The organism is uncultured Paracoccus sp., from assembly GCF_937873615.1.
Classification (GTDB): Bacteria; Pseudomonadota; Alphaproteobacteria; order Rhodobacterales; family Rhodobacteraceae; genus Paracoccus.
The window spans coordinates 41,127-59,708 of the sequence record NZ_CALMYP010000066.1; the positions used below are offsets into that span (position 1 = coordinate 41,127).

17 protein-coding genes are annotated in these 18,582 nt (G+C 64.8%); 5 read left to right on the forward strand and 12 right to left on the reverse strand.

What is annotated here, in order from left to right; translation table 11 throughout:
* Positions 1 to 51: 51 nt before the first annotated feature.
* Positions 52 to 1,056 (reverse strand): DUF1223 domain-containing protein, encoded by a 1,005-nt coding sequence (locus Q0330_RS16130; protein ID WP_299481789.1) that lies wholly within the window; start codon positions 1,054 to 1,056, stop codon positions 52 to 54.
* A gap of 255 nt (positions 1,057 to 1,311) precedes the next feature.
* Here Q0330_RS16130 and acnA point away from each other — a divergent pair, with 255 nt between their 5' ends.
* Positions 1,312 to 4,080: an aconitate hydratase AcnA gene (gene acnA / locus Q0330_RS16135; protein WP_299481792.1), complete on the forward strand. Its 2,769-nt coding sequence runs from the start codon at positions 1,312 to 1,314 to the stop codon at positions 4,078 to 4,080.
* Positions 4,081 to 4,176: 96 nt separating this feature from the next.
* On the opposite strand, the gene Q0330_RS16140 is transcribed toward acnA, so the two are convergent.
* Both Q0330_RS16140 and Q0330_RS16145 read right to left on the reverse strand, forming a co-directional pair.
* Positions 4,177 to 5,169 carry a hypothetical protein gene (locus Q0330_RS16140; RefSeq protein WP_299481795.1) on the reverse strand — a complete coding sequence of 331 codons (993 nt, stop codon included), beginning with the start codon at positions 5,167 to 5,169 and terminating at the stop codon, positions 4,177 to 4,179.
* Between the two features lie 100 nt (positions 5,170 to 5,269).
* The gene (locus Q0330_RS16145) at positions 5,270 to 6,328 is read right to left on the reverse strand and encodes a Hint domain-containing protein (RefSeq protein WP_299481798.1); all 1,059 of its coding nucleotides are present in this window, start codon (positions 6,326 to 6,328) and stop codon (positions 5,270 to 5,272) included.
* 255 nt (positions 6,329 to 6,583) lie between these two features.
* Here Q0330_RS16145 and Q0330_RS16150 point away from each other — a divergent pair, with 255 nt between their 5' ends.
* Positions 6,584 to 8,971, forward strand: a complete 2,388-nt coding sequence (locus Q0330_RS16150; protein ID WP_299481801.1) for a UvrD-helicase domain-containing protein — start codon at positions 6,584 to 6,586, stop codon at positions 8,969 to 8,971.
* Between the two features lie 80 nt (positions 8,972 to 9,051).
* Complete coding sequence (locus Q0330_RS16155; protein WP_299481804.1) at positions 9,052 to 10,227, forward strand: membrane dipeptidase; 1,176 nt, start codon at positions 9,052 to 9,054, stop codon at positions 10,225 to 10,227.
* A 57-nt stretch (positions 10,228 to 10,284) separates the two neighbouring features.
* On the opposite strand, the gene Q0330_RS16160 is transcribed toward Q0330_RS16155, so the two are convergent.
* From Q0330_RS16160 to Q0330_RS16175, 4 genes are all read right to left on the reverse strand, one after another.
* A complete protein-coding gene (locus Q0330_RS16160) occupies positions 10,285 to 10,704 on the reverse strand; it encodes an NUDIX domain-containing protein (RefSeq protein WP_299481807.1) in 420 nt (139 codons plus the stop codon).
* A gap of 23 nt (positions 10,705 to 10,727) precedes the next feature.
* On the reverse strand, positions 10,728 to 11,777 hold the full coding sequence (locus Q0330_RS16165; protein ID WP_299481812.1) for a 5-(carboxyamino)imidazole ribonucleotide synthase: 1,050 nt from the start codon (positions 11,775 to 11,777) through the stop codon (positions 10,728 to 10,730).
* Complete coding sequence (purE, locus tag Q0330_RS16170) at positions 11,770 to 12,273, reverse strand: 5-(carboxyamino)imidazole ribonucleotide mutase (protein WP_299481815.1); 504 nt, start codon at positions 12,271 to 12,273, stop codon at positions 11,770 to 11,772. Before purE ends, Q0330_RS16165 begins: the two co-directional genes overlap by 8 nt.
* A gap of 66 nt (positions 12,274 to 12,339) precedes the next feature.
* Positions 12,340 to 12,558 carry a DUF465 domain-containing protein gene (locus Q0330_RS16175; RefSeq protein ID WP_299481818.1) on the reverse strand — a complete coding sequence of 73 codons (219 nt, stop codon included), beginning with the start codon at positions 12,556 to 12,558 and terminating at the stop codon, positions 12,340 to 12,342.
* 171 nt (positions 12,559 to 12,729) lie between these two features.
* On the opposite strand from Q0330_RS16175, the gene Q0330_RS16180 reads away from it, so the two are divergent.
* Positions 12,730 to 13,140: an Hsp20 family protein gene (locus Q0330_RS16180; RefSeq protein ID WP_299481820.1), complete on the forward strand. Its 411-nt coding sequence runs from the start codon at positions 12,730 to 12,732 to the stop codon at positions 13,138 to 13,140.
* Positions 13,141 to 13,151: 11 nt separating this feature from the next.
* Entirely contained in the window at positions 13,152 to 13,379 is a 228-nt protein-coding gene (locus Q0330_RS16185) for a DUF1150 family protein (RefSeq protein WP_299481823.1), read from the forward strand.
* A gap of 58 nt (positions 13,380 to 13,437) precedes the next feature.
* Here Q0330_RS16185 and Q0330_RS16190 read toward each other — a convergent pair whose 3' ends face one another.
* The 5 genes from Q0330_RS16190 to trxB form a co-directional block, all read right to left on the reverse strand.
* Entirely contained in the window at positions 13,438 to 14,244 is an 807-nt protein-coding gene (locus Q0330_RS16190) for a glycosyltransferase family 2 protein (protein ID WP_299481826.1), read from the reverse strand.
* Complete coding sequence (locus Q0330_RS16195) at positions 14,241 to 15,020, reverse strand: hypothetical protein (protein WP_299481829.1); 780 nt, start codon at positions 15,018 to 15,020, stop codon at positions 14,241 to 14,243. Before Q0330_RS16195 ends, Q0330_RS16190 begins: the two co-directional genes overlap by 4 nt.
* A 66-nt stretch (positions 15,021 to 15,086) precedes the next feature.
* A complete protein-coding gene (locus Q0330_RS16200; protein ID WP_299481832.1) occupies positions 15,087 to 16,796 on the reverse strand; it encodes a bifunctional sulfate adenylyltransferase/adenylylsulfate kinase in 1,710 nt (569 codons plus the stop codon).
* 193 nt (positions 16,797 to 16,989) lie between these two features.
* Positions 16,990 to 17,529, reverse strand: a complete 540-nt coding sequence (locus Q0330_RS16205; protein ID WP_299481835.1) for a hypothetical protein — start codon at positions 17,527 to 17,529, stop codon at positions 16,990 to 16,992.
* The gene (gene trxB, locus Q0330_RS16210) at positions 17,498 to 18,487 is read right to left on the reverse strand and encodes a thioredoxin-disulfide reductase (protein WP_299481838.1); all 990 of its coding nucleotides are present in this window, start codon (positions 18,485 to 18,487) and stop codon (positions 17,498 to 17,500) included. Before trxB ends, Q0330_RS16205 begins: the two co-directional genes overlap by 32 nt.
* Between the last annotated feature and the right edge of the window lie 95 nt (positions 18,488 to 18,582).

An 18,582-nucleotide genomic window follows, 5' to 3' on the forward strand; every position in this document is an offset into this window, starting at 1 on the left:
ATCGGCGCAATCTTTCGCATTCCGCCGCCATGGGCAAGCCGCCGCCCGGGTTCAGTCCAGCAGGATGGTGGCGAAGATCTCTCCGGGGCGCTGCTGGCGCATGTGCTGGACGATCAGCGCGTGACGTGTGTCTTTCGGCAGATCGGCTGCGGCGCCGGCGCCCAGCGTCACCGTCATCCGAAGCGGCGCCTTGCCGTCCCAATGCGAAAGGACATCGCTGCTGACGACGATATTGTGCATGGCAAGCGTCTTGCCGGCATTCTCTCCCGCGCTGACCGTGACCGAGCGCGCCGGCAGGTAGCGGATCAGTTGCACCGCGATCTCGGCGGGCAGCGCGGCCAGCGGCGTCAACTCGATCTCGCTGCGCGCGCCGTCGAGCTTGCGGCTGATGGCGACATGATCGCCCTCGGCGCGTTCGCGCTTGACCGCCGCCATCAGCGCCGCCGGGTTCGGGTGGTCCAGCGCCGCCTCTCCTTCAACGATGACCTGCGGGGTGAACAGGATGCGCGCCCCCCGCGAGATGTTATAGCCCTTCTGCCGGTCGCCGGATTCGGGTCGGGCGAAATCGTCGGCCCAGCCCAGATAATCCCAGTAATCGACATGCCAGCCGAGAATCAGCACATCCGGCCGGCCTTTCAGGTCGGCCAGCATGTCCTCGGCAAAGGGGCAGGCCTCGCAGCCCTGGGCGGTGAACAGCTCGACCACGATGGGCGAGGGGATGCGCGGGCCATGGGCGATTTCCGGCTGCGCGGAGCGGCTTGTCGGGGCGATGGACATCAGCCCGGTGGCGGGGGCGGCGCCTTCCGAGCGGCCGCGCGGTTTCGCCACGGCGTCATCCATGGCGTCGATCACCGCATCCACATCGTCCATGATGTCGCCGTAATCGGGTTTCTGCGCCAGCCGGCGGGGGGCGTCCTGCATCGGTGAAGATGTCACCGCCGCCCTGCCCCCAGGATCGCGCGGCGCGGCGTCGAAGGCGGCGGCAGGACCGGGCTGCACCGGCAGCAGCAGCAGGGCGAGGCCCAGGATGATGAAAGGGGCGGTCTTCGGCAGCATCGCGGTCGGTCTGTCCTTTCCTGCCCCACTTGGCCCTGTCGTCGGCAATGGGGGATAGGCCATCGGCTGCGAAATCCCAAATCAACGCTGTGTTACGGGCAATGTCCCGCCGCCACGTTGCACTTGTGCAACAAGCCGCTTGTCGGTATACATTCGCATACCAAGCGAGTCTCGCCCACTTGAAACGACTCTCCGAATGGGGCATTTCAGGCGCGAACCGACTGCCGAACCCATCCAACCGACAGGGAGGCCCACATGCCGATCGTTACCGGAACCGACACCGCCAAGACCCGCCGCACGCTTGCCGTCGGCGCGCAAAGCGTCGATTACTACTCCATCTCCGCCGCCACCGAGGCCGGGCTGGGCGATTTCTCGAAGCTGCCCGCCTCGCTGAAGGTGGTGCTGGAGAACATGCTCCGCTTCGAGGATAACGGTCGCACCGTTTCGGTCGAGGATATCAAGGCCTTCGCCGAATGGGCCGAGAAGTCGGGCAAGAACCCGCGCGAGATCGCCTATCGCCCGGCCCGCGTGCTGATGCAGGACTTCACCGGCGTTCCCGCCGTCGTCGACCTTGCCGCGATGCGCGACGGCATCACCGCGCTGGGCGGCGATGCGCAGAAGATCAACCCGCTGAACCCGGTCGATCTGGTCATCGACCACTCGGTCATGGTCGACGAATTCGGCACCCCGCGCGCCTTCCAGTATAACGTCGAGCGCGAATACGAGCGCAATATCGAGCGTTATACCTTCCTGAAATGGGGCCAGAACGCCTTCAACAACTTCCGCGTCGTGCCCCCCGGCACCGGCATCTGCCATCAGGTGAACCTGGAATACCTGTCGCAGACGGTCTGGACCGACAAGGACCAGAACGGCAACGAAGTCGCCTATCCCGACACGCTGGTCGGCACCGACAGCCACACCACCATGGTCAACGGCCTGGCCGTTCTGGGCTGGGGCGTCGGCGGGATCGAGGCCGAGGCCGCGATGCTGGGCCAGCCGATCTCGATGCTGATCCCGGAAGTCGTCGGCTTCAAGATCACCGGCGCGCTGAGCGAAGGCGTCACCGCCACCGACCTGGTGCTGAAAGTCGTCCAGATGCTGCGCAAGCATGGCGTGGTCAACAAGTTCGTCGAGTTCTATGGCGACGGCCTTGACCACATGCCGCTGGCCGACCGTGCCACCATCGCCAACATGGCCCCCGAATACGGCGCCACCTGCGGCTTCTTCCCGGTCGATGACGAAACCCTGCGCTATCTGCGCCAGACTGGCCGGGACGAGGATCGCATCGCGCTGGTCGAAGCCTATGCCAAGGCCAACGGCTTCTGGCGCGGCGCCGATTACGCGCCGGTCTATACCTCGACCCTTGAACTGGACCAGAGCACCGTGGTTCCGGCGATCTCGGGCCCGTCGCGTCCGCAGGACCATGTGGCGCTGACCGATGCCGCCTTCGAATTCGCCAAATACGTCTCGGGCAACCGCAAGCTGGAAGCGCCGAACAAGGGCGAGGTGAAGGCCTGGGCCGCCGATGGCGGCGCGCCGGCCCCCGACTATCTGCCGGGTCACCGCCCGGGCTTCCAGTCGGCGGCGGTCGAAGGCAAGGATTACAAGCTGCATGACGGCTCGGTCATGATCGCGGCGATCACCTCCTGCACCAATACCTCGAACCCCTATGTGCTGATGGCGGCGGGCCTTGTCGCCCGCAAGGCGCGCGCGCTCGGCCTGACCCGCAAGCCCTGGGTCAAGACCTCGCTGGCACCGGGATCGCAGGTCGTGGAAGCCTATCTGAAGGCTGCCGGGCTGCAGGAAGATCTCGACGCGCTCGGCTTCGATCTGGTCGGCTTCGGCTGCACCACCTGCATCGGCAACTCGGGTCCGCTGGATGCCGAACTGTCGAAGGCGATCAACGACAACGACCTGATCGCGACCGCCGTGCTGTCGGGCAACCGCAACTTCGAGGGCCGGATTTCGCCCGACGTGCGCGCCAACTACCTGGCCTCGCCGCCGCTGGTCGTGGCCTATGCCATTGCCGGCGACATGAATATCGACCTGTCGAGCGAGCCGCTGGCCTTCACCGCCGAGGGCAAGCCGGTCTTCTTGAAAGACATCTGGCCGACCTCCAAAGAGGTCTCGGACATGGTCGACAGCGTCGTCACCCGCGAGATGTTCCAGGAAAAATATGCCGACGTGTTCAAGGGCGACAAGCGCTGGCAGGAGGTCGAGACCACCGACAGCGAGGTCTATGACTGGCCGGCTTCCTCGACCTATATCCAGAACCCGCCCTATTTCCGTGGCATGTCCAAGGGTGCAGGCGAGATAAGCGATATCAAGGGCGCCCGCGTCCTTGCCGTGCTGGGCGACATGATCACCACCGACCACATCAGCCCCGCCGGTTCCTTCAAGCCGACCACCCCCGCCGGCCAGTACCTGACCGAACGTCAGGTGGCGCCGAAGGACTTCAACTCCTACGGCTCGCGTCGTGGCAACCACGAGATCATGATGCGCGGCACCTTCGCCAATATCCGCATCAAGAACGAGATGCTGGACGGCGTCGAAGGCGGCTACACCAAGGGTCCGAAAGGCGAGCAGGAGGCGATCTACGACGCCGCCATGCAATATGAGGCCGCCGGCACGCCGCTGGTCATCATCGGTGGCGAACAGTATGGCGCGGGCTCTTCGCGCGACTGGGCGGCCAAGGGCACCAACCTTCTCGGCGTCAAGGCCGTGATCGCAGAAAGCTTCGAGCGGATCCACCGTTCGAACCTGGTTGGCATGGGCGTCATCCCCTTCGAGTTCACCGGCGGCGAGAACCGCAAGTCGCTGGGCCTGACCGGCGACGAGCAGATCACCATCGAAGGGCTGGGCGAGGTGAAGCCGCTGCAGATCATCGATGCGAAGATCAAGTTCGCCGATGGCAGCGAGAAAGTGGTGAAGCTGAAGGCCCGCATCGATACGGAAGTCGAGATCGACTATCTGAAGAATGGCGGCGTGCTGCATTACGTGCTGCGCAACCTCGCTGCGGCATAAGCCCGCAGTCACAAGAGAAACAAAAAACCCCCGGCCTTTGCGCCGGGGGTTTTGCTTTTTGCGGCCCTGTCCGATGGCCAGCCGGGGGCGGTCAGGTCACTGGCTGGCAGCGTCGCTTGCGGCTTCTGCCGCTTCGCTGGCGGCTTCGGCTGCGGCTTCGGCGGCCTGCTGGACCGCATCCTCAACCGCGCTCGCGGCGGCATCTGCCGCTTCCGCCGCCGCTTCGGCTGCGGATTCCGCCGCGTCTACGGCTTCCTCGGCCTCTGAGGCGGAGTCGAATTGGTCGTTCCCCGGTATCTGCGGCGAGATTGACGTGGGCGACAGCGACATCGAATAGATTCCACGATCTTCATCCAGCGAAGACAGCGTGACGCAGTAATCCGCCCCGTCTTCGCTTGTCAGATCCAGCAGGCTGTTGGTGTCCCCGCCGCCATCGTCGTCGCTGGCGATCTCGCGGCCATATTTGTCCTCGACCTTCAGGAAGGTGTCGAACATCGGGCTGCGGGCGGCGATGGTCACGACGGTGCCTGCGGCCAGACGGAAGGCGAGGTTCACATTCTCGTCAAAGACGCCGGTGGTGATGATTTCCTCGCTGTCGGGGCCAAGCTCGACCGGATCGGCCGCGTTCAGGATGCAGGCATCGGGCGGCGGCGCGGCGCTGATCGAGAAGGGCACGACCAGGCTGGACGCGTCGAGCCCGCCATAGACACCGACCTGTGCGCAATAGGTGCCGGGATCCAGCATCGCGATCAGGCGGGCATTGGAGTCCGCGCCGCTATCGTCGTCGGATTCCACCACATTGCCATCGGTATCGAAGAGGATCAGCGTCGTATCCCGTTCAGACGTCAAGGTGGTCAGGGTGATCGCCATCTGCGATTTCACCGTCAGTTCGGTATAGCGCGGCTCGTTCCGGCGCAGTTCGACAAGCCCGCCGGTGGTTTCGGTCGGCGTCGCTTCCAGCACCATGGGCGGGCTGTTCAGCGCGAGCGGTTGGCCGCAGGCGCCGGTATCCTGCGCGGCGGCGGCACCGGCGAAAAGCGTCAGCGGGGCGGCAAGGGCAAGGGGACGAATCTGTTGCGTGATCTTCATATGAACCTCGGAAACCTGAAACAGACCCTTCATAGCCCGCCGCCGTGAATTGGCCAACCGACCGAGGCGGAAACGTGCCGGTGAGACCCTTCGGGCGCGGCTATACGAAGATCGGTTCGGGCTGCGGGGCGGCAATGACCGCAGGCTTGCCATTCTTCATCAGCCGGTCGGCGAAGTTGCGCGCCGGGCGCCCTTTCACCAGATCGCGGGCCGGTTTCAGCCCCTGCGGATCGGGCCGCCCGAGATCGGGAAACAGCCTGAGGATCTCGGCGCGGCTTTCGGCACTGACCGAGGCCATGGCCTGCGGGCCGGTGAACAGGCTTTCGGTCGCGGCACCGTTCGAGAAGACGATCTCGTGGCAGTCGAGCAGGAAATGCCAATAGGTGACTTCGGCCATATCCAGGGCGGGCTCGATCCCGTCGATCGCGGTCAGGTGAATGGCGCCGATCAGCACCTCGTTTTGCCCGAACATGCGCTGCACGACCTGCGATCTGACCAGAACGCGATGCTGGGGCGAGACCAGCAGATCGGCTTGCGGTATCCCCGCGCCCAGAGCGCCCTTGCGGATGCGGATCGGCCGATGCTTCGGATAAAGCGCCAGTTCCGCCGCCGAAAGACTGCGCTCGCCAATCCAGAGCAGCGGCTTGAAGCCATGATCCTGCGTGCGAATCAGGTCGCCGATCTGCAGATGCTCCACCCTGACCATGCCGCGTGCCGTCTCGATCCGGGTGCCGGCGGCAAAGCAGATGACCGTGCCCGCGCCCGGATCATAGCCCGCCGCAAAGATGGTCGTGGTCGCCGCCACGGTGCCAACCAGAACCGGGGCGTCGCCATTGGGAAAGACGATATATTGCGTGCCGAGTTCATCCTCGCCGATGATTACGGTTCTGGTCGGGGTCAGCAGGGCGGAATAGGTGCCGGCCCCGGTCATGGTCAGCAGGACCGGCTCTCCTGCCGTGGTCAGGGTGAAGGTTTCACCGAGATTAAGCCGCCCGTCGCCGTTTGGATCATCGGCCAGCAGCGCCTCGGAATAGGTGGTGGCGACCGTGCTCAGGTTGATGAGGTCGATCTGGGTCTGGACCGCCTCGGTGCCGGTTCCGATCGCGATCAGCCCGCCAAAATACTGAAAATAGTCCACATCATTGAGAATAATGCTCATCCGTCATGCACCAATGGTTGCGGCGCAGTCCTCGCGCCGTGTCAGGGCCGAAAACAGTGAGTCACTGGCAAGAACAAGGATTGTATGGCAAACCCGTAGGGGTCTTAGTCATTGATAGTTAATATTCTTTCGGCGGCACAGGTCTAAACTTGCACGCCAGATGCAGGAATAAGACTGACCAAAAGACGTGCCGCGCCCGAACATACGGTGAACACCATCTTTCCCTGACCGCAGTGGCGCGCTATTGTCGCGACCATGATGGATGACGATCCCTTCGAAGCCGCCGAGCGCAAGCTCAGCCTGTCGCAGCGCGCCATGGGCGCGCCTGCCGGCCCGCCCCCCTATCTGGAGGGGCTGAACGACGCGCAGCGCCGGGCGGTCGAGGCGCTGGATGGGCCGGTGCTGATGCTGGCCGGGGCCGGCACCGGCAAGACGCGGGCGCTGACGACGCGAATCGCGCATCTGATCGCGACGGGCCGGGCCTTTCCGGGGCAGATTCTTGCCGTGACCTTCACCAACAAGGCCGCGCGCGAGATGCGCGACCGCATTGGCCGGTTGCTGGGCGACGCGGTCGAGGGGATGCCTTGGCTCGGCACATTTCACAGCGTTTCGGTCAAGATCCTGCGCCGCCATGCCGAACTGATCGGCGCGGGCGATCTGCATCTGAAGCCCAGTTTCACCATTCTGGACACCGACGACCAGTTGCGCCTGCTGAAGCAGCTGATCGCGGCGGAAAACATCGACGAGAAGCGGTGGCCGGCGCGGCAACTGGCCGGGATGATCGACGGCTGGAAGAACCGGGCGCTGACGCCGGACAAGGTCAGCCGCAACGAGGGCACGGCCTACGATGGCAAGGGCGTGCAGCTTTACCGCGCCTATCAGGACCGTCTGCTGGCACTGAACGCGGTCGATTTCGGCGATCTGCTGCTGCATTGCGTGACGCTGTTTCAGGCCCATCCCGATATTCTGGCCGGCTGGCAGAACCGCTTCCGCTATATCCTCGTCGACGAATATCAGGATACCAACGTCGCCCAATATCTGTGGCTGCGGCTGCTGGCTCAGTCCCATCGCAATGTCTGCTGCGTCGGCGATGACGACCAGTCGATCTATGGCTGGCGCGGGGCCGAGGTCGGCAATATCCTGCGCTTCGAGAAGGATTTTCCGGGCGCGCAGGTGATCCGGCTGGAACAGAACTATCGTTCCTCCCCGCAGATCCTGGGCGCGGCCTCGGGGCTGATTACCGCGAACAAGGGCCGGCTGGGCAAGACGCTCTGGACCGATGCCGAGGACGGCTTGCAGGTCCGCCTGATCGGGCATTGGGACAGCGAGGCCGAGGCCCGCTGGATCGGCGAGGAGATCGAGGATTTCCATGCCGGCACCCGCCGCAGCCTGGGCCGCCACGATCTGAACGATGTGGCGATTCTGGTCCGTGCCAGCCACCAGATGCGCGCTTTCGAGGACCGTTTCCTGACCATCGGCCTGCCTTACCGGGTCATCGGCGGCCCGCGCTTCTATGAGCGGCAGGAAATCCGCGACGCCATGGCCTATTTCCGGCTGGCGGTCTCGCCCAGCGACGATCTGGCCTTCGAGCGCGTGGTCAACACGCCCAAGCGCGGCCTTGGCGACAAGGCGGTGAAGACCATCCAGCAGGAGGCGCGGGATCTGGCCGAACCGCTGCTGATCGGCGCGCAATCGGTCGTGGCCAACGGGCTTCTGGGCGGCAAGGGCGCGGCCAATCTGCGCGAATTCACCGATGCGATGGGCCGCTTCCACGCCGATACCCTGAACCCCGACACGAACCATGTCGAACTGGCCGAGCGGATTCTGGACGAGACCGGCTATACCGCCATGTGGCAGAGTGACAAATCGCCCGAGGCGCCGGGCCGGCTGGAAAACCTCAAGGAATTGGTCAAGGCGCTGGAGGAATTCGACAACCTTCAGGGCTTTCTGGAACATGTCGCGCTCGTCATGGATCGCGACAATGACGAGGCGCAGGACGCGGTCTCGATCATGACGCTGCACGCAGCGAAGGGGCTGGAATATCCCATCGTCTTCCTGCCGGGATGGGAGGACGGTCTGTTCCCCAGCCAGCGCAGCATGGACGAATCCGGCATGAAGGGGCTGGAGGAGGAGCGGCGCCTTGCCTATGTCGGCCTGACCCGGGCCGAGACGCTGGCGACGATCAGCTTCGCCGGCAACCGGCGCATGTATGGGCAATGGCAGTCGTCCCTGCCCTCGCGCTTCATTGACGAGTTGCCTGATGAGCATGTCGAGGTGCTGACCGCGCCCGGCCTTTACGGGCAGGGTTACGGTGCCGCTGCGGTCGCCGCGGGATCGCCCGATTTCGGGGCCTCGATGCATCAGCGCGCCGCCAATGCCGATGTCTACAACTCCCCCGGCTGGAAGCGCATGGCCGAACGCGGCGATCAGCGCGCGAAGCCCCGTACCCCTGCCGCCGTGGTGATAGATGCCGAGGCGGTAGGCTTCGGTGTCGGCGAGCGTGTAACGCATCCGAAATTCGGAGAGGGCACGGTGATGGGCATCGCCGAGGATACGCTGACCATCCAGTTCGCCGCCGGTTTCAAGAACGTGAAGGCAGGATATGTGCAGCCCGTGGGCGCGGCGGATGATGTGCCGTTTTGAGACAGCCCAATCTGCACTGGCCGATCGCAGGACCGCCGGCCTATCCTCGACCCAGACCTGTCCCAAACAGAGATCGCGCCATGTTCCGCAAGATTGCCATCGCCCTGTTCTGCCTGATCCTCATCGCGGCGGCCGCCTTTTTCACCTTCGCGCCCGCCTATGTGGAACGCGGCCTGAACCCGGTGAACGGCCCGGCAGAAGGCTGGCCCGTCAGCGATGAGGCAAGGGCGCTGCATGAGAGGCTGGTGATCGGCGACTGGCATTCGGATGCGCTGCTCTGGGATCGCGACCTGCTGAAACGCGCCGCACAGGGTCATACCGACATCCCGCGCCTGCAGGAAGGCAATGTCGCGGTGCAGGTCTTCACCACGGTGACGAAAAGCCCTTCGGGCCTGAATTACGGTCAGAACAGCGCCGAGGCACCGGACAATATCACCAAGCTGGTCATGGGCCAGCTGCGCCCCATCCGCACCTGGTCGAGCCTGAAGGAACGTGCGCTCGATCAGGCCGCGCGCCTGAACGCCATGGCGAAACGCGACCCCGAAGACCTGCGCGTCATCCTGAACCGCCGGGAGCTGGAGGAACATCTCGCCCAGCGCGAGACCGGCGCGCGAACCGTCGGCGGCATCCTCGGGACCGAGGGCGGGCATCCGCTGGAAGGCGATATCGCCAATCTCGATACGCTTTATGGTGCCGGGTTCCGGCTGATGGGGCTGACGCATTTCTTCGACAACGAGTTGGGCGGCTCGCTGCATGGCGAAAGCGGTGCCGGCCTGTCGGATTTCGGCCGGCAGGTGGTGGCCGGGCTGATGGAAAGGGGGATGGTTATCGACCTTGCCCATGCCAGCCCGCAAATGGTGCGCGACGTGCTGGCCATCGACGGCACGCGGCCCATCGTCTCGCATACCGGCATTCACGGCAATTGCGAGACCCGGCGCAACATTCATGACGAGTTGATCCGGGCCGTGGCCGACAAGGGCGGCGTGATCGGCATCGGTTACTGGCGCGAGGTGACATGCGGCACGACCCCAGCCGATATCGCGACATCGATCAGTGCCGCTATCGCCCTCGTGGGCGAGGATCACGTTTCGCTCGGCTCGGATTACGACGGCTCGGTCGATGCGCCTTTCGATACGGCGGGCCTCGCCGCGCTCACTCAGGCGCTGATCGACGCGGGTCTGAGCGAGGATCGGATCGCCAAAGTCATGGGCGGCAATATGATGCGCTATCTTTCGGAAACCCTGCCCGAAGGCTGATCTGCCTTTCTGGCGCAGAAATAGCGTGGCAGGACGAAAGGCACCCACCTTCCCGATTTACCGCACGATCTCCTCCAGCGGGTCATACCAGGCGGCGTGCTGCCCCCAGACAGCGCGCGCCAGAAGGCGTGGCCGGTGATGCAGCTTCGCCAGTTCCGCCCGCGTGACCCAGCGGGCGCGGTTCACCACGCCCTCGGGATCGTCCAGAACCAGATCGGCATTGCCCAGAAGCGTGGCGCGGTGGATCAGCTCGACCTGATGAAAGCCCGATGCCGGGTCGTGAAATTCGTTCACCAGAATCACCGCGCCGACCGCGATTGCCAGCCCTGTTTCCTCCTGCACCTCTCGGAGCAGGTTTTCGGGCAGCGACTGCCCCGGCTCGACCCCGCCGCCCGGCAAGGCCCAGAGCGCGGATTGCTGGCCGGGATAGGCATTGACCACCAGCAGCCGGTCGTCGCGCAGGATCGCGGCCCGCACGGCCAACCGGGGCCGCGCCGGCTTCACCGGATGATCCGGTTCACATGGCCCATCTTGCGGCCCGGACGGGTCTCGGCCTTGCCGTAGAGATGGACCTGAACGTCGGGCGCGCGCAGAAGCTCCGGCAGGCGGTCCATGTCATCGCCGATCAGGTTTTCCATGACCACATCGGCATGGCGCTTGCCGTCGCCAAGCGGCAGCCCGGCCACGGCGCGGATATGCTGCTCGAACTGGTCGACCGTGCAGCCGGCCTGCGTCCAATGCCCGGAATTATGCACACGCGGCGCGATCTCGTTCACCACCAGCCCTGCGGGGGTCACGAAAAGCTCCACCCCCATGACGCCGATGTAATCGAGCGCACCCACGATCCGCGCCGCCAGCAGCACCGCATCGGTCACGAGACCCTGATTTACGCCGCTGGGAACGGTGGTGGTGCGCAGGATGCCGCCTTCATGGACGTTCAGCCCCGGATCATAGGCCGCGACCGCGCCATCGGCCGCGCGCGCCACGATCACGCTGATCTCGCCCGAGAAGGTGACAAAACCTTCCAGCACCGAAGGCGCGCCGGTCCAGTCCCGCTGGCCCGGATCCTTGAACCTGATCTGCCCCTTGCCGTCATAGCCCATGCGCCGGGTCTTGAGGATCGAGGGCGCGCCGATCCGCTCCAGCGCCGCCGGCAGATCGGCCTCGGTCTCGACATTGGCGAAGGGCGCGGTTCTCAGCCCGAGACCGGCCAGAAATTCCTTCTCGCTCAGCCGGTCCTGCGAGACCGCCAACGCCCGGCGATTGGGCCGGATCGGGCGGATCGATTCCAGCAGGTCCAGCGAGGCCGCCGGCACATTCTCGAATTCATAGGTGATGACATCGACCGATTCCGCGAAAGCCCGCAGCGCCGCCGCATCGTCATAGGCCGCAGTCGTCAGCGCATGGGCCACATCCGCCGCCGGGGCCGCGCCCGGCTCATAGACATGGGTCCGATACCCAAGCCGCGAGGCCGCGACCGAGAGCATCCGGCCAAGCTGTCCGCCGCCCAGAATCCCGATGACCGAACCCGGTGCCAGTGCGTCAGTCATCGGAAGGCTCCTCGGGGATCGAGGCCGAAAGCGCCGCGCGCCAAGCATCCAGCCGTTCGGCAAGCGCCGGATCGGACAGCGCCAGTATCCCCGCCGCCATCAGCCCGGCATTGGCGGCACCTGCCGCGCCGATGGCCATGGTCGCCACCGGAAAGCCCTTCGGCATCTGGACGATGGAATAAAGCGAATCGACGCCCGAAAGCGCCTTCGTCTGAACCGGCACGCCCACGACCGGCACCCGCGTCTTCGAGGCCATCATGCCCGGCAGATGTGCAGCACCCCCTGCCCCGGCGATGATTACCTTCAGCCCGCGCCCCGCCGCCGCCTTGCCATAAGCCCAAAGCCGGTCGGGCGTGCGATGGGCGCTGACGATCTTCGCCTCGTAACCCACGCCCAGATCGTCCAGGATCGCCGCCGCCTCGCGCAGGGTCGGCCAGTCCGACTGGCTTCCCATGATGATGCCGACCGGCACCCCCGCTTGCTCGCTCAGTTTCATAACGCCCCCGTCGCAGAAAGCCGCACTATATTCACCCCGTCGCGGGACGCAATGAAGCGCGGTGCCTCAGGCGATGATGTCGGGGGTCAATTCGTCTTCCAGCCGGGCGATGCGATCCTTCAGCGCCAGTTTCTGCCGCTTCAGCCGCTGCAGTTCCAGCGATGGGGGCATCGGCAGTTCGGCAAGGGCCACGATCTTCTCGTCGAGGTCGCGGTGTTCCCGCTTCAGGACCGCCAGCTTCGCGCGGGCGATCTCCTCGTGGCTCATCTCGGATTGGAAGCTCATGCTGGGCTCATGCTGGGTCTGGCGAATGCCGATTATAGAGGCAGGCGCGGAAATGTTAACTGGGATCGCACATCTTGTCGCTGGCCCTCATAGACCACATATTGAACCCATGGGCCGCCGCTTCCGGGGCCCGCTGAATGGCACGAGTCGCTGCACAAGGGCTTGAAGACGATGACGAAACTGACGCTGGCGGCGCATCCGCACCTGCTGGGCTTCGACCAGATCGAACGGCTGGCCGAGCGGGCCTCGAAAGGCGCCGAGGGCTATCCGCCCTATAATATCGAGCATCAGGAGCCGGATGGCTTCACCATCACCCTCGCCGTGGCCGGTTTTTCCGAGGACGATCTGTCGATCGCGCTGGAAAACAGCCAGTTGACCATTGCCGGCAGGCAGCCCGATTCTGACAAGGATCGCGTCTTCCTGCATCGCGGCATCGCCTCGCGGGCGTTTCAGCGCAGCTTCGTGCTGGCCGACGGGGTCGAGGTCGAGGGCGCCCGGCTGGAAAACGGGCTTCTGCGCATCGCGCTCAAGCGGCGTCCGCAGCAGAATGTCGTCCAGACCATTCCGATCAGCCGCAAATGAAGGGGATCATCATGGATACCAAATATGAAGCTCTGCCGGAAATGACCGGCAATACCGTCTATATCCGCCGCGTCCCGGTGGACAGCCTGCCCGACGAGGTGCGCGAGCAGGCATCGGGGCTGGACAGCCTCTATGCCGTGCACGGGCTGGATGGCGCGCGACTGGCACTGGTGAAGGACCGCCAGATGGCGTTCTTCCTGGCCCGTCAGAACGACTTGAGCCCGGTCAGCGTCCACTGATCCGGCCACCGTGCCGCCACCTTCGCTCCGGGGTGGCGGCACCGGCTTTCCGGGGCGTTCATTCAGGCCAGCCGTATTCCGCGATCATCGCCTGAAGCGCCCGGTCATTCCCGCCCGAGCCGAGATTGCCGCCGCGCAGGTTCTGCGTCTGGCTGCCCGGCCATTCGACGACGCGGAATTTCCCGCCGATCTTCTCGGGCCGGGAACCACGCAAACGGTGCATCCAGTAAAGCCAGACATCGTCGGCCGAGGGCGCGAGGCGGGTGAATTTCCCGGCGTCGGTCACATCGGGATGAAAGATGCCCGGCGCATAAAGCACGCCGCCGACCCCGGTCGGAAAGATCAGCGGTCCCGCCGCTGGCGCGCCGATATTCCAGTCCCAATCGCCATAGGGGCGCGGCTGGCCATCCGTCAGGGCGATCCGGTGGCCGCGATGACAGACGACGCCGGCCCCGGCCCGCGCCACCAGCCCGGCCAGCCAGTCGGGACCGTAATAGACATCGTCGTCGGCGGTGACGATATAGGCATCGGGCGCTTCCAGCAGGGTCGGGACGATCTTCTTGTAGGATTTCCAGTTCGGGCAGGTGCGGATTTCCGCGCCGAGCGCCCGAACCTCCTCGGGCAGAAGACCCGCATCCGCCTCGGTCAGCCAGAGGATGACACGGTCGGGCCGCACCGTCTGGCGCAGCAGCGATTGCAGCACCTTGCCGACCACGGGCAGGCGCGGCCCGAAGCTGGTCAGGCTGACCACCAGCGGCGCATCCAGCCCATGCGGCTTGGGCGTGAAGCTGCGCGCGGCGATCTCGGACTCGGCGGCGCGGATGCGGCGGGCGTGTTTCCAGCGCCGGAAGGCCTGTGCGATCATCCGCCCCAGGCCCTGCGCAGCCAGTCGATATTGCCGATGCGCCGATACCATTTGCCGCCGCGTCCGGCGAAGACATCCTCCATCTTCGGATTGCCGGCAAAGGCCACGATCTTCGCCCCCTCGGGCAGTTTCGGATCCGAGAGATAGCTCAGCAGGTGTCGCGGGACGCAATCGTTCTTGAAGCTGACCACCCAGCCCTTCGGCCAGTAATTCAGGTGCCCATGCGCGGCCAGTTGCGCCGACTGGAACTGCTGGGAAATCTCGTAACCCGTGGTCGCGGCCTTCGGATCGGCCAGATAGGCGTCAAGGATATAGGCGTGATCGCCGACGACATAGCGAAAGACCGAGGAATTGCCGACCGAATGCATGAACCGGTCGCGTTCCGGGTTCACCTTGCGCAGGGGTTTGGCGCGGAACAGGTCGTCGTCGCGGATGATGAAGTAATCGCCGGGCAGATCGAAGAAGGGCGCGAGGTCATCGACCACCACCAGATCGAGGTCGAGAAACAACGCCACCTGCCCGGTCATGCCGCCAAGATCGCGCCGGAACAGTGCCAGCTTGCGCCAGCGGGTATCGCCATGCCCTTCCGGCAGGCCGAGTTCGGGCAAGGGCAGGCAATCGACGCCGGGATCTATGCCCTCGGCATCGTCGGTGAAGCAGACGAAGCGATGCGGCCGGGCAAGGTGGCGCTTCACCTGTTCGTGAAGCCGGTTCACATCCGCGGCGCCATACATGGTGCCCCATTTGATGCAGATGATATTGACGATCTCGGCCATCCTGCCCCCGGATATGAAAACGCCGGGCCATCATGGCCCGGCGCGCGTTCTCATTCAATTGCCGGATCAGCGCAGACCGATCAGGCCCATCTGTTCCAGCTTCAGCAGAACCTGATGGGCGGCGTTATCGACATCGATATCGGTCGTGTCGACGCGCAGCTCGGGCGCCTGCGGCTCTTCATAGGGGTCCGAGATCCCGGTGAATTCCTTGATCTTGCCTTCGCGTGCCAGCTTGTAGAGGCCCTTGCGGTCGCGGCGTTCGCATTCCTCGACCGGGGTCGAGACATGGACCTCGGCAAAGGCGCCATAGGCCTCGATCATCTCGCGCACGGCCCGGCGGGTCGCGGTATAGGGCGCGATGGGCGCACAGATGGCGATACCGCCATTCTTGGTGATCTCGGAGGCGACATAGCCGATGCGCTTGATGTTGATGTCGCGATGTTCCTTCGAGAAGCCAAGCTCGCTCGACAGATGCTTGCGGACCACATCGCCATCCAGCAGCGTGACCGGGCGGCCGCCCATTTCCATCAGCTTGACCATGAGCGCATTGGCGATGGTCGACTTGCCCGAACCCGACAGGCCGGTGAAGAAGACGGTGAAACCCTGCTGCGCGCGCGGCGGAGAGTTGCGGCGCAGTTCCTTCACGACTTCCGGGAAGGAGAACCATTCCGGGATCTCCAGCCCCTCGCGCAAGCGGCGACGAAGCTCGGTCCCCGAGATGTTCAGGACGGTCACGCCCTCTTCGATCTCGTCCGCCGGTTCGTATTGGGCGCGTTCCTGCACATAAACCATGTGCTTGAAATCGACCATTTTCACGCCGATCTCGTCCTCGTATTTGCGGAACAGATCCTGCGCGTCATAGGGACCGTAGAAATCCTCGCCCGCGCTGTTCTTGCCGGGGCCGGCATGGTCGCGACCGACGATGAAATGGGTGGCGCCGTGGTTGCGGCGGATCAGCCCGTGCCAGACCGCCTCTCGCGGGCCGGCCATGCGCATGGCAAGGTTCAGCAGCGACAGCGTGGTGGTGGCCGCCGGATACTTGTCCAGCACCGCCTCGTAGCAGCGGACGCGGGTGAAGTGATCGACATCGCCCGGCTTGGTCATGCCGACGACCGGATGGATCATCAGGTTGGCCTGCGCCTCGCGCGCGGCGCGGAAGGTCAGTTCCTGATGGGCGCGGTGCAGCGGGTTGCGGGTCTGGAAGACCACGACCTTGCGCCAGCCCAGCTTCTTGAACATGGCGCGTAACTCGTTCGGGGTATTGCGGCGGCCACGGAAATCGTAATGGGTCGGCGCCTGCAGACCCTTGACCGGGCCGCCCAGATAGACCGGACCGGCCTGATTGTGCAGATAGTTCACTGCCGGATGGGCGAGATCGTCGGCACCGAAGACCTTCTCGGCCTCGTTCGCCTTGTTCGGCACCCATTTGTCGGTGACCGACATCACCGCCAGGATCACACCTTCCTGATCGCGCAGCGCGATATCGGTGCCCGGCGCCACGCCTTCGGCGAATTTCTCGGACACATCCAGGGTGATCGGCATCGGCCAGAGCGTCCCGTCGGCAAGCCGCAGGTTCTCGACCACACCGTCATAGTCCTTTTCCGTTAGAAAGCCCTTCAGCGGCGCGAAGCCGCCATTCATCAGCAGTTCCAGGTCGCAGATCTGGCGCGGCGACAGGTCCCAGCTGGGCATGTCGCCGGCGGCATCCTTCAGGCTGGCGGCGGCATCGGCAGAAACATAAAGTTCAGGGATCGTGGTATGGTTGGTTGCAGTCATGAGAGGCACTCGGTCGGTTCGGACGAAAGAATTGGCCGCGACCGGGACCGGCCACAGCTTTGCGCCGCGCATAGACCCCAATGCCCCAACAATCAACTACAGCTATGGGCATTTTGCTGCATTCCTGTGCATGACGGCAATTCCGTCACTGCATGACCGGGGGTGGCCGGATCGCGGTTGAGGCAGGACGGAGTTACAGCTTGCGGCTGTCATAGGCCCAGTGCAGCAGCGCCTGACGCTGGCGCGGGCGGCAGAAGACATCGCCCGGATCGCAGGCCTTGCGCAATTGCCCGACATGGCGGCGGATGGCGCGCCAGCGGCCGATCTGGCGGGCATCGTCAGCATGGCGGCGACCCATCCAATAGCGGCAATACCATTGAAACCAGCCGCGTGGATCGTCCTGATGCAGCCACCCCTTGCGCCGCCATTCCGAAAGCGGCTGGCTGGCATCGACGCCGAAACAGTTCAGCGACGGATCCGGCTTGCCCGGCGAAAGCTTCGCATCCTTGAACCAGTCGGCGGGAAATTCGGCCCGGCAATCGGTCAGGTAGCAGCCGCCGAAAACGCCGAGCCTCAGCATCTCGGCCGGCGTCAGGTCGGGGCTGAAACCTTCGCCGAAATCCGCGCCCGAAGGCGCGGTCAGTTCATAGGCGTAGCCCCGCTGCATCCTGTCATCGACCTCGATACGGCGGGGCATGGCGTCACGCGCTGACGGGTTCGGAACGGGCGGCATCAGCGGCGGGCGCCCCGGCCTCGTCCAGTTCGGCCAGATAACGCTCGGCATCCAATGCCGCCATGCAGCCCATGCCGGCACTGGTCACGGCCTGACGATAGATGTGATCGGTCAGGTCACCCGCCGCGAAGACACCGGGGATCGAGGTCCGGGTCGAGCCGGGCTCGACCTTCACATAGCCGCCATTGAGCAGTTCGAGTTGATCCTTCACCAGTTCCGAGGCCGGCGAATGGCCGATGGCCACGAAGACGCCCGCCGTATCCAGCAGGCTTTCCGCCCCGGTCTTGAGGTTGCGCAGCTTCACCCCGGTCACGCCGAGCGGATCGCTTTCGCCCACCACCTCCAGCACCTCGCTGTCCCAGCGGCATTCGATCTTGGGGTTTTTCAGCAGGCGTTGCTGCAGGATCTTTTCGGCGCGCAATTCGTCGCGGCGATGGATCAGCGTCACTTTCGAGGCGAAATTGGTCAGGAACAGCGCCTCCTCGACCGCAGTATTGCCGCCGCCGATCACCACCACTTCCTTGCCGCGATAGAAGAAGCCGTCGCAGGTGGCGCAGGCCGAAACGCCGAAGCCCTGGAATTTCTCCTCGGAGGGCAGGCCCAGCCATTTCGCCTGTGCTCCGGTGGCCAGGATCACCGCATCCGCCGTGATCACGTCGCCCGAATCGCAGGTGGCGCGGAAGGGCCGCGCCGACAGGTCCAGCTTCGAGACGGTGTCGAACTTGATGTCCGCCCCCATGGCGCGGGCATGTTCTTCCATCTTCAGCATCAGGTCGGGGCCCTGAACCTCGATCAGGCCGGGCCAGTTCTCGACCTCGGTGGTGATGGTCAGCTGACCGCCGGGCTGCATCCCCTGAATAAGCAGCGGCTCGACCATGGCGCGCGCGGCATAGACGGCAGCGGTATAGCCGGCCGGGCCGGAGCCGATGATGATGAGCTTTCTGTGTTCCTCGGCCATCGCGGCCTCCTGTCTTGTGGCTTGCCCTTAGCTAATGCACTGGTCCCGGCTCTTCAATCGCGGCGGAACGAGCGTGTGACGTTAAGGCAAAACGC

What these genes read in the sequence shown, in the direction of transcription:
- Q0330_RS16130 (WP_299481789.1), bottom strand. Translation starts at nt 1,056, where the DNA reads ATGCTGCCGAAGACCGCCCCTTTCATCATCCTGGGCCTCGCCCTGCTG.
- acnA (WP_299481792.1), top strand. Translation starts at nt 1,312, where the DNA reads ATGCCGATCGTTACCGGAACCGACACCGCCAAGACCCGCCGCACGCTT.
- Q0330_RS16140 (WP_299481795.1), bottom strand. Translation starts at nt 5,169, where the DNA reads ATGAAGATCACGCAACAGATTCGTCCCCTTGCCCTTGCCGCCCCGCTG.
- Q0330_RS16145 (WP_299481798.1), bottom strand. Translation starts at nt 6,328, where the DNA reads ATGAGCATTATTCTCAATGATGTGGACTATTTTCAGTATTTTGGCGGG.
- Q0330_RS16150 (WP_299481801.1), top strand. Translation starts at nt 6,584, where the DNA reads ATGATGGATGACGATCCCTTCGAAGCCGCCGAGCGCAAGCTCAGCCTG.
- Q0330_RS16155 (WP_299481804.1), top strand. Translation starts at nt 9,052, where the DNA reads ATGTTCCGCAAGATTGCCATCGCCCTGTTCTGCCTGATCCTCATCGCG.
- Q0330_RS16165 (WP_299481812.1), bottom strand. Translation starts at nt 11,777, where the DNA reads ATGACTGACGCACTGGCACCGGGTTCGGTCATCGGGATTCTGGGCGGC.
- purE (WP_299481815.1), bottom strand. Translation starts at nt 12,273, where the DNA reads ATGAAACTGAGCGAGCAAGCGGGGGTGCCGGTCGGCATCATCATGGGA.
- Q0330_RS16175 (WP_299481818.1), bottom strand. Translation starts at nt 12,558, where the DNA reads ATGAGCTTCCAATCCGAGATGAGCCACGAGGAGATCGCCCGCGCGAAG.
- Q0330_RS16180 (WP_299481820.1), top strand. Translation starts at nt 12,730, where the DNA reads ATGACGAAACTGACGCTGGCGGCGCATCCGCACCTGCTGGGCTTCGAC.
- Q0330_RS16185 (WP_299481823.1), top strand. Translation starts at nt 13,152, where the DNA reads ATGGATACCAAATATGAAGCTCTGCCGGAAATGACCGGCAATACCGTC.
- Q0330_RS16190 (WP_299481826.1), bottom strand. Translation starts at nt 14,244, where the DNA reads ATGATCGCACAGGCCTTCCGGCGCTGGAAACACGCCCGCCGCATCCGC.
- Q0330_RS16195 (WP_299481829.1), bottom strand. Translation starts at nt 15,020, where the DNA reads ATGGCCGAGATCGTCAATATCATCTGCATCAAATGGGGCACCATGTAT.
- Q0330_RS16200 (WP_299481832.1), bottom strand. Translation starts at nt 16,796, where the DNA reads ATGACTGCAACCAACCATACCACGATCCCTGAACTTTATGTTTCTGCC.
- Q0330_RS16205 (WP_299481835.1), bottom strand. Translation starts at nt 17,529, where the DNA reads ATGCCGCCCGTTCCGAACCCGTCAGCGCGTGACGCCATGCCCCGCCGT.
- trxB (WP_299481838.1), bottom strand. Translation starts at nt 18,487, where the DNA reads ATGGCCGAGGAACACAGAAAGCTCATCATCATCGGCTCCGGCCCGGCC.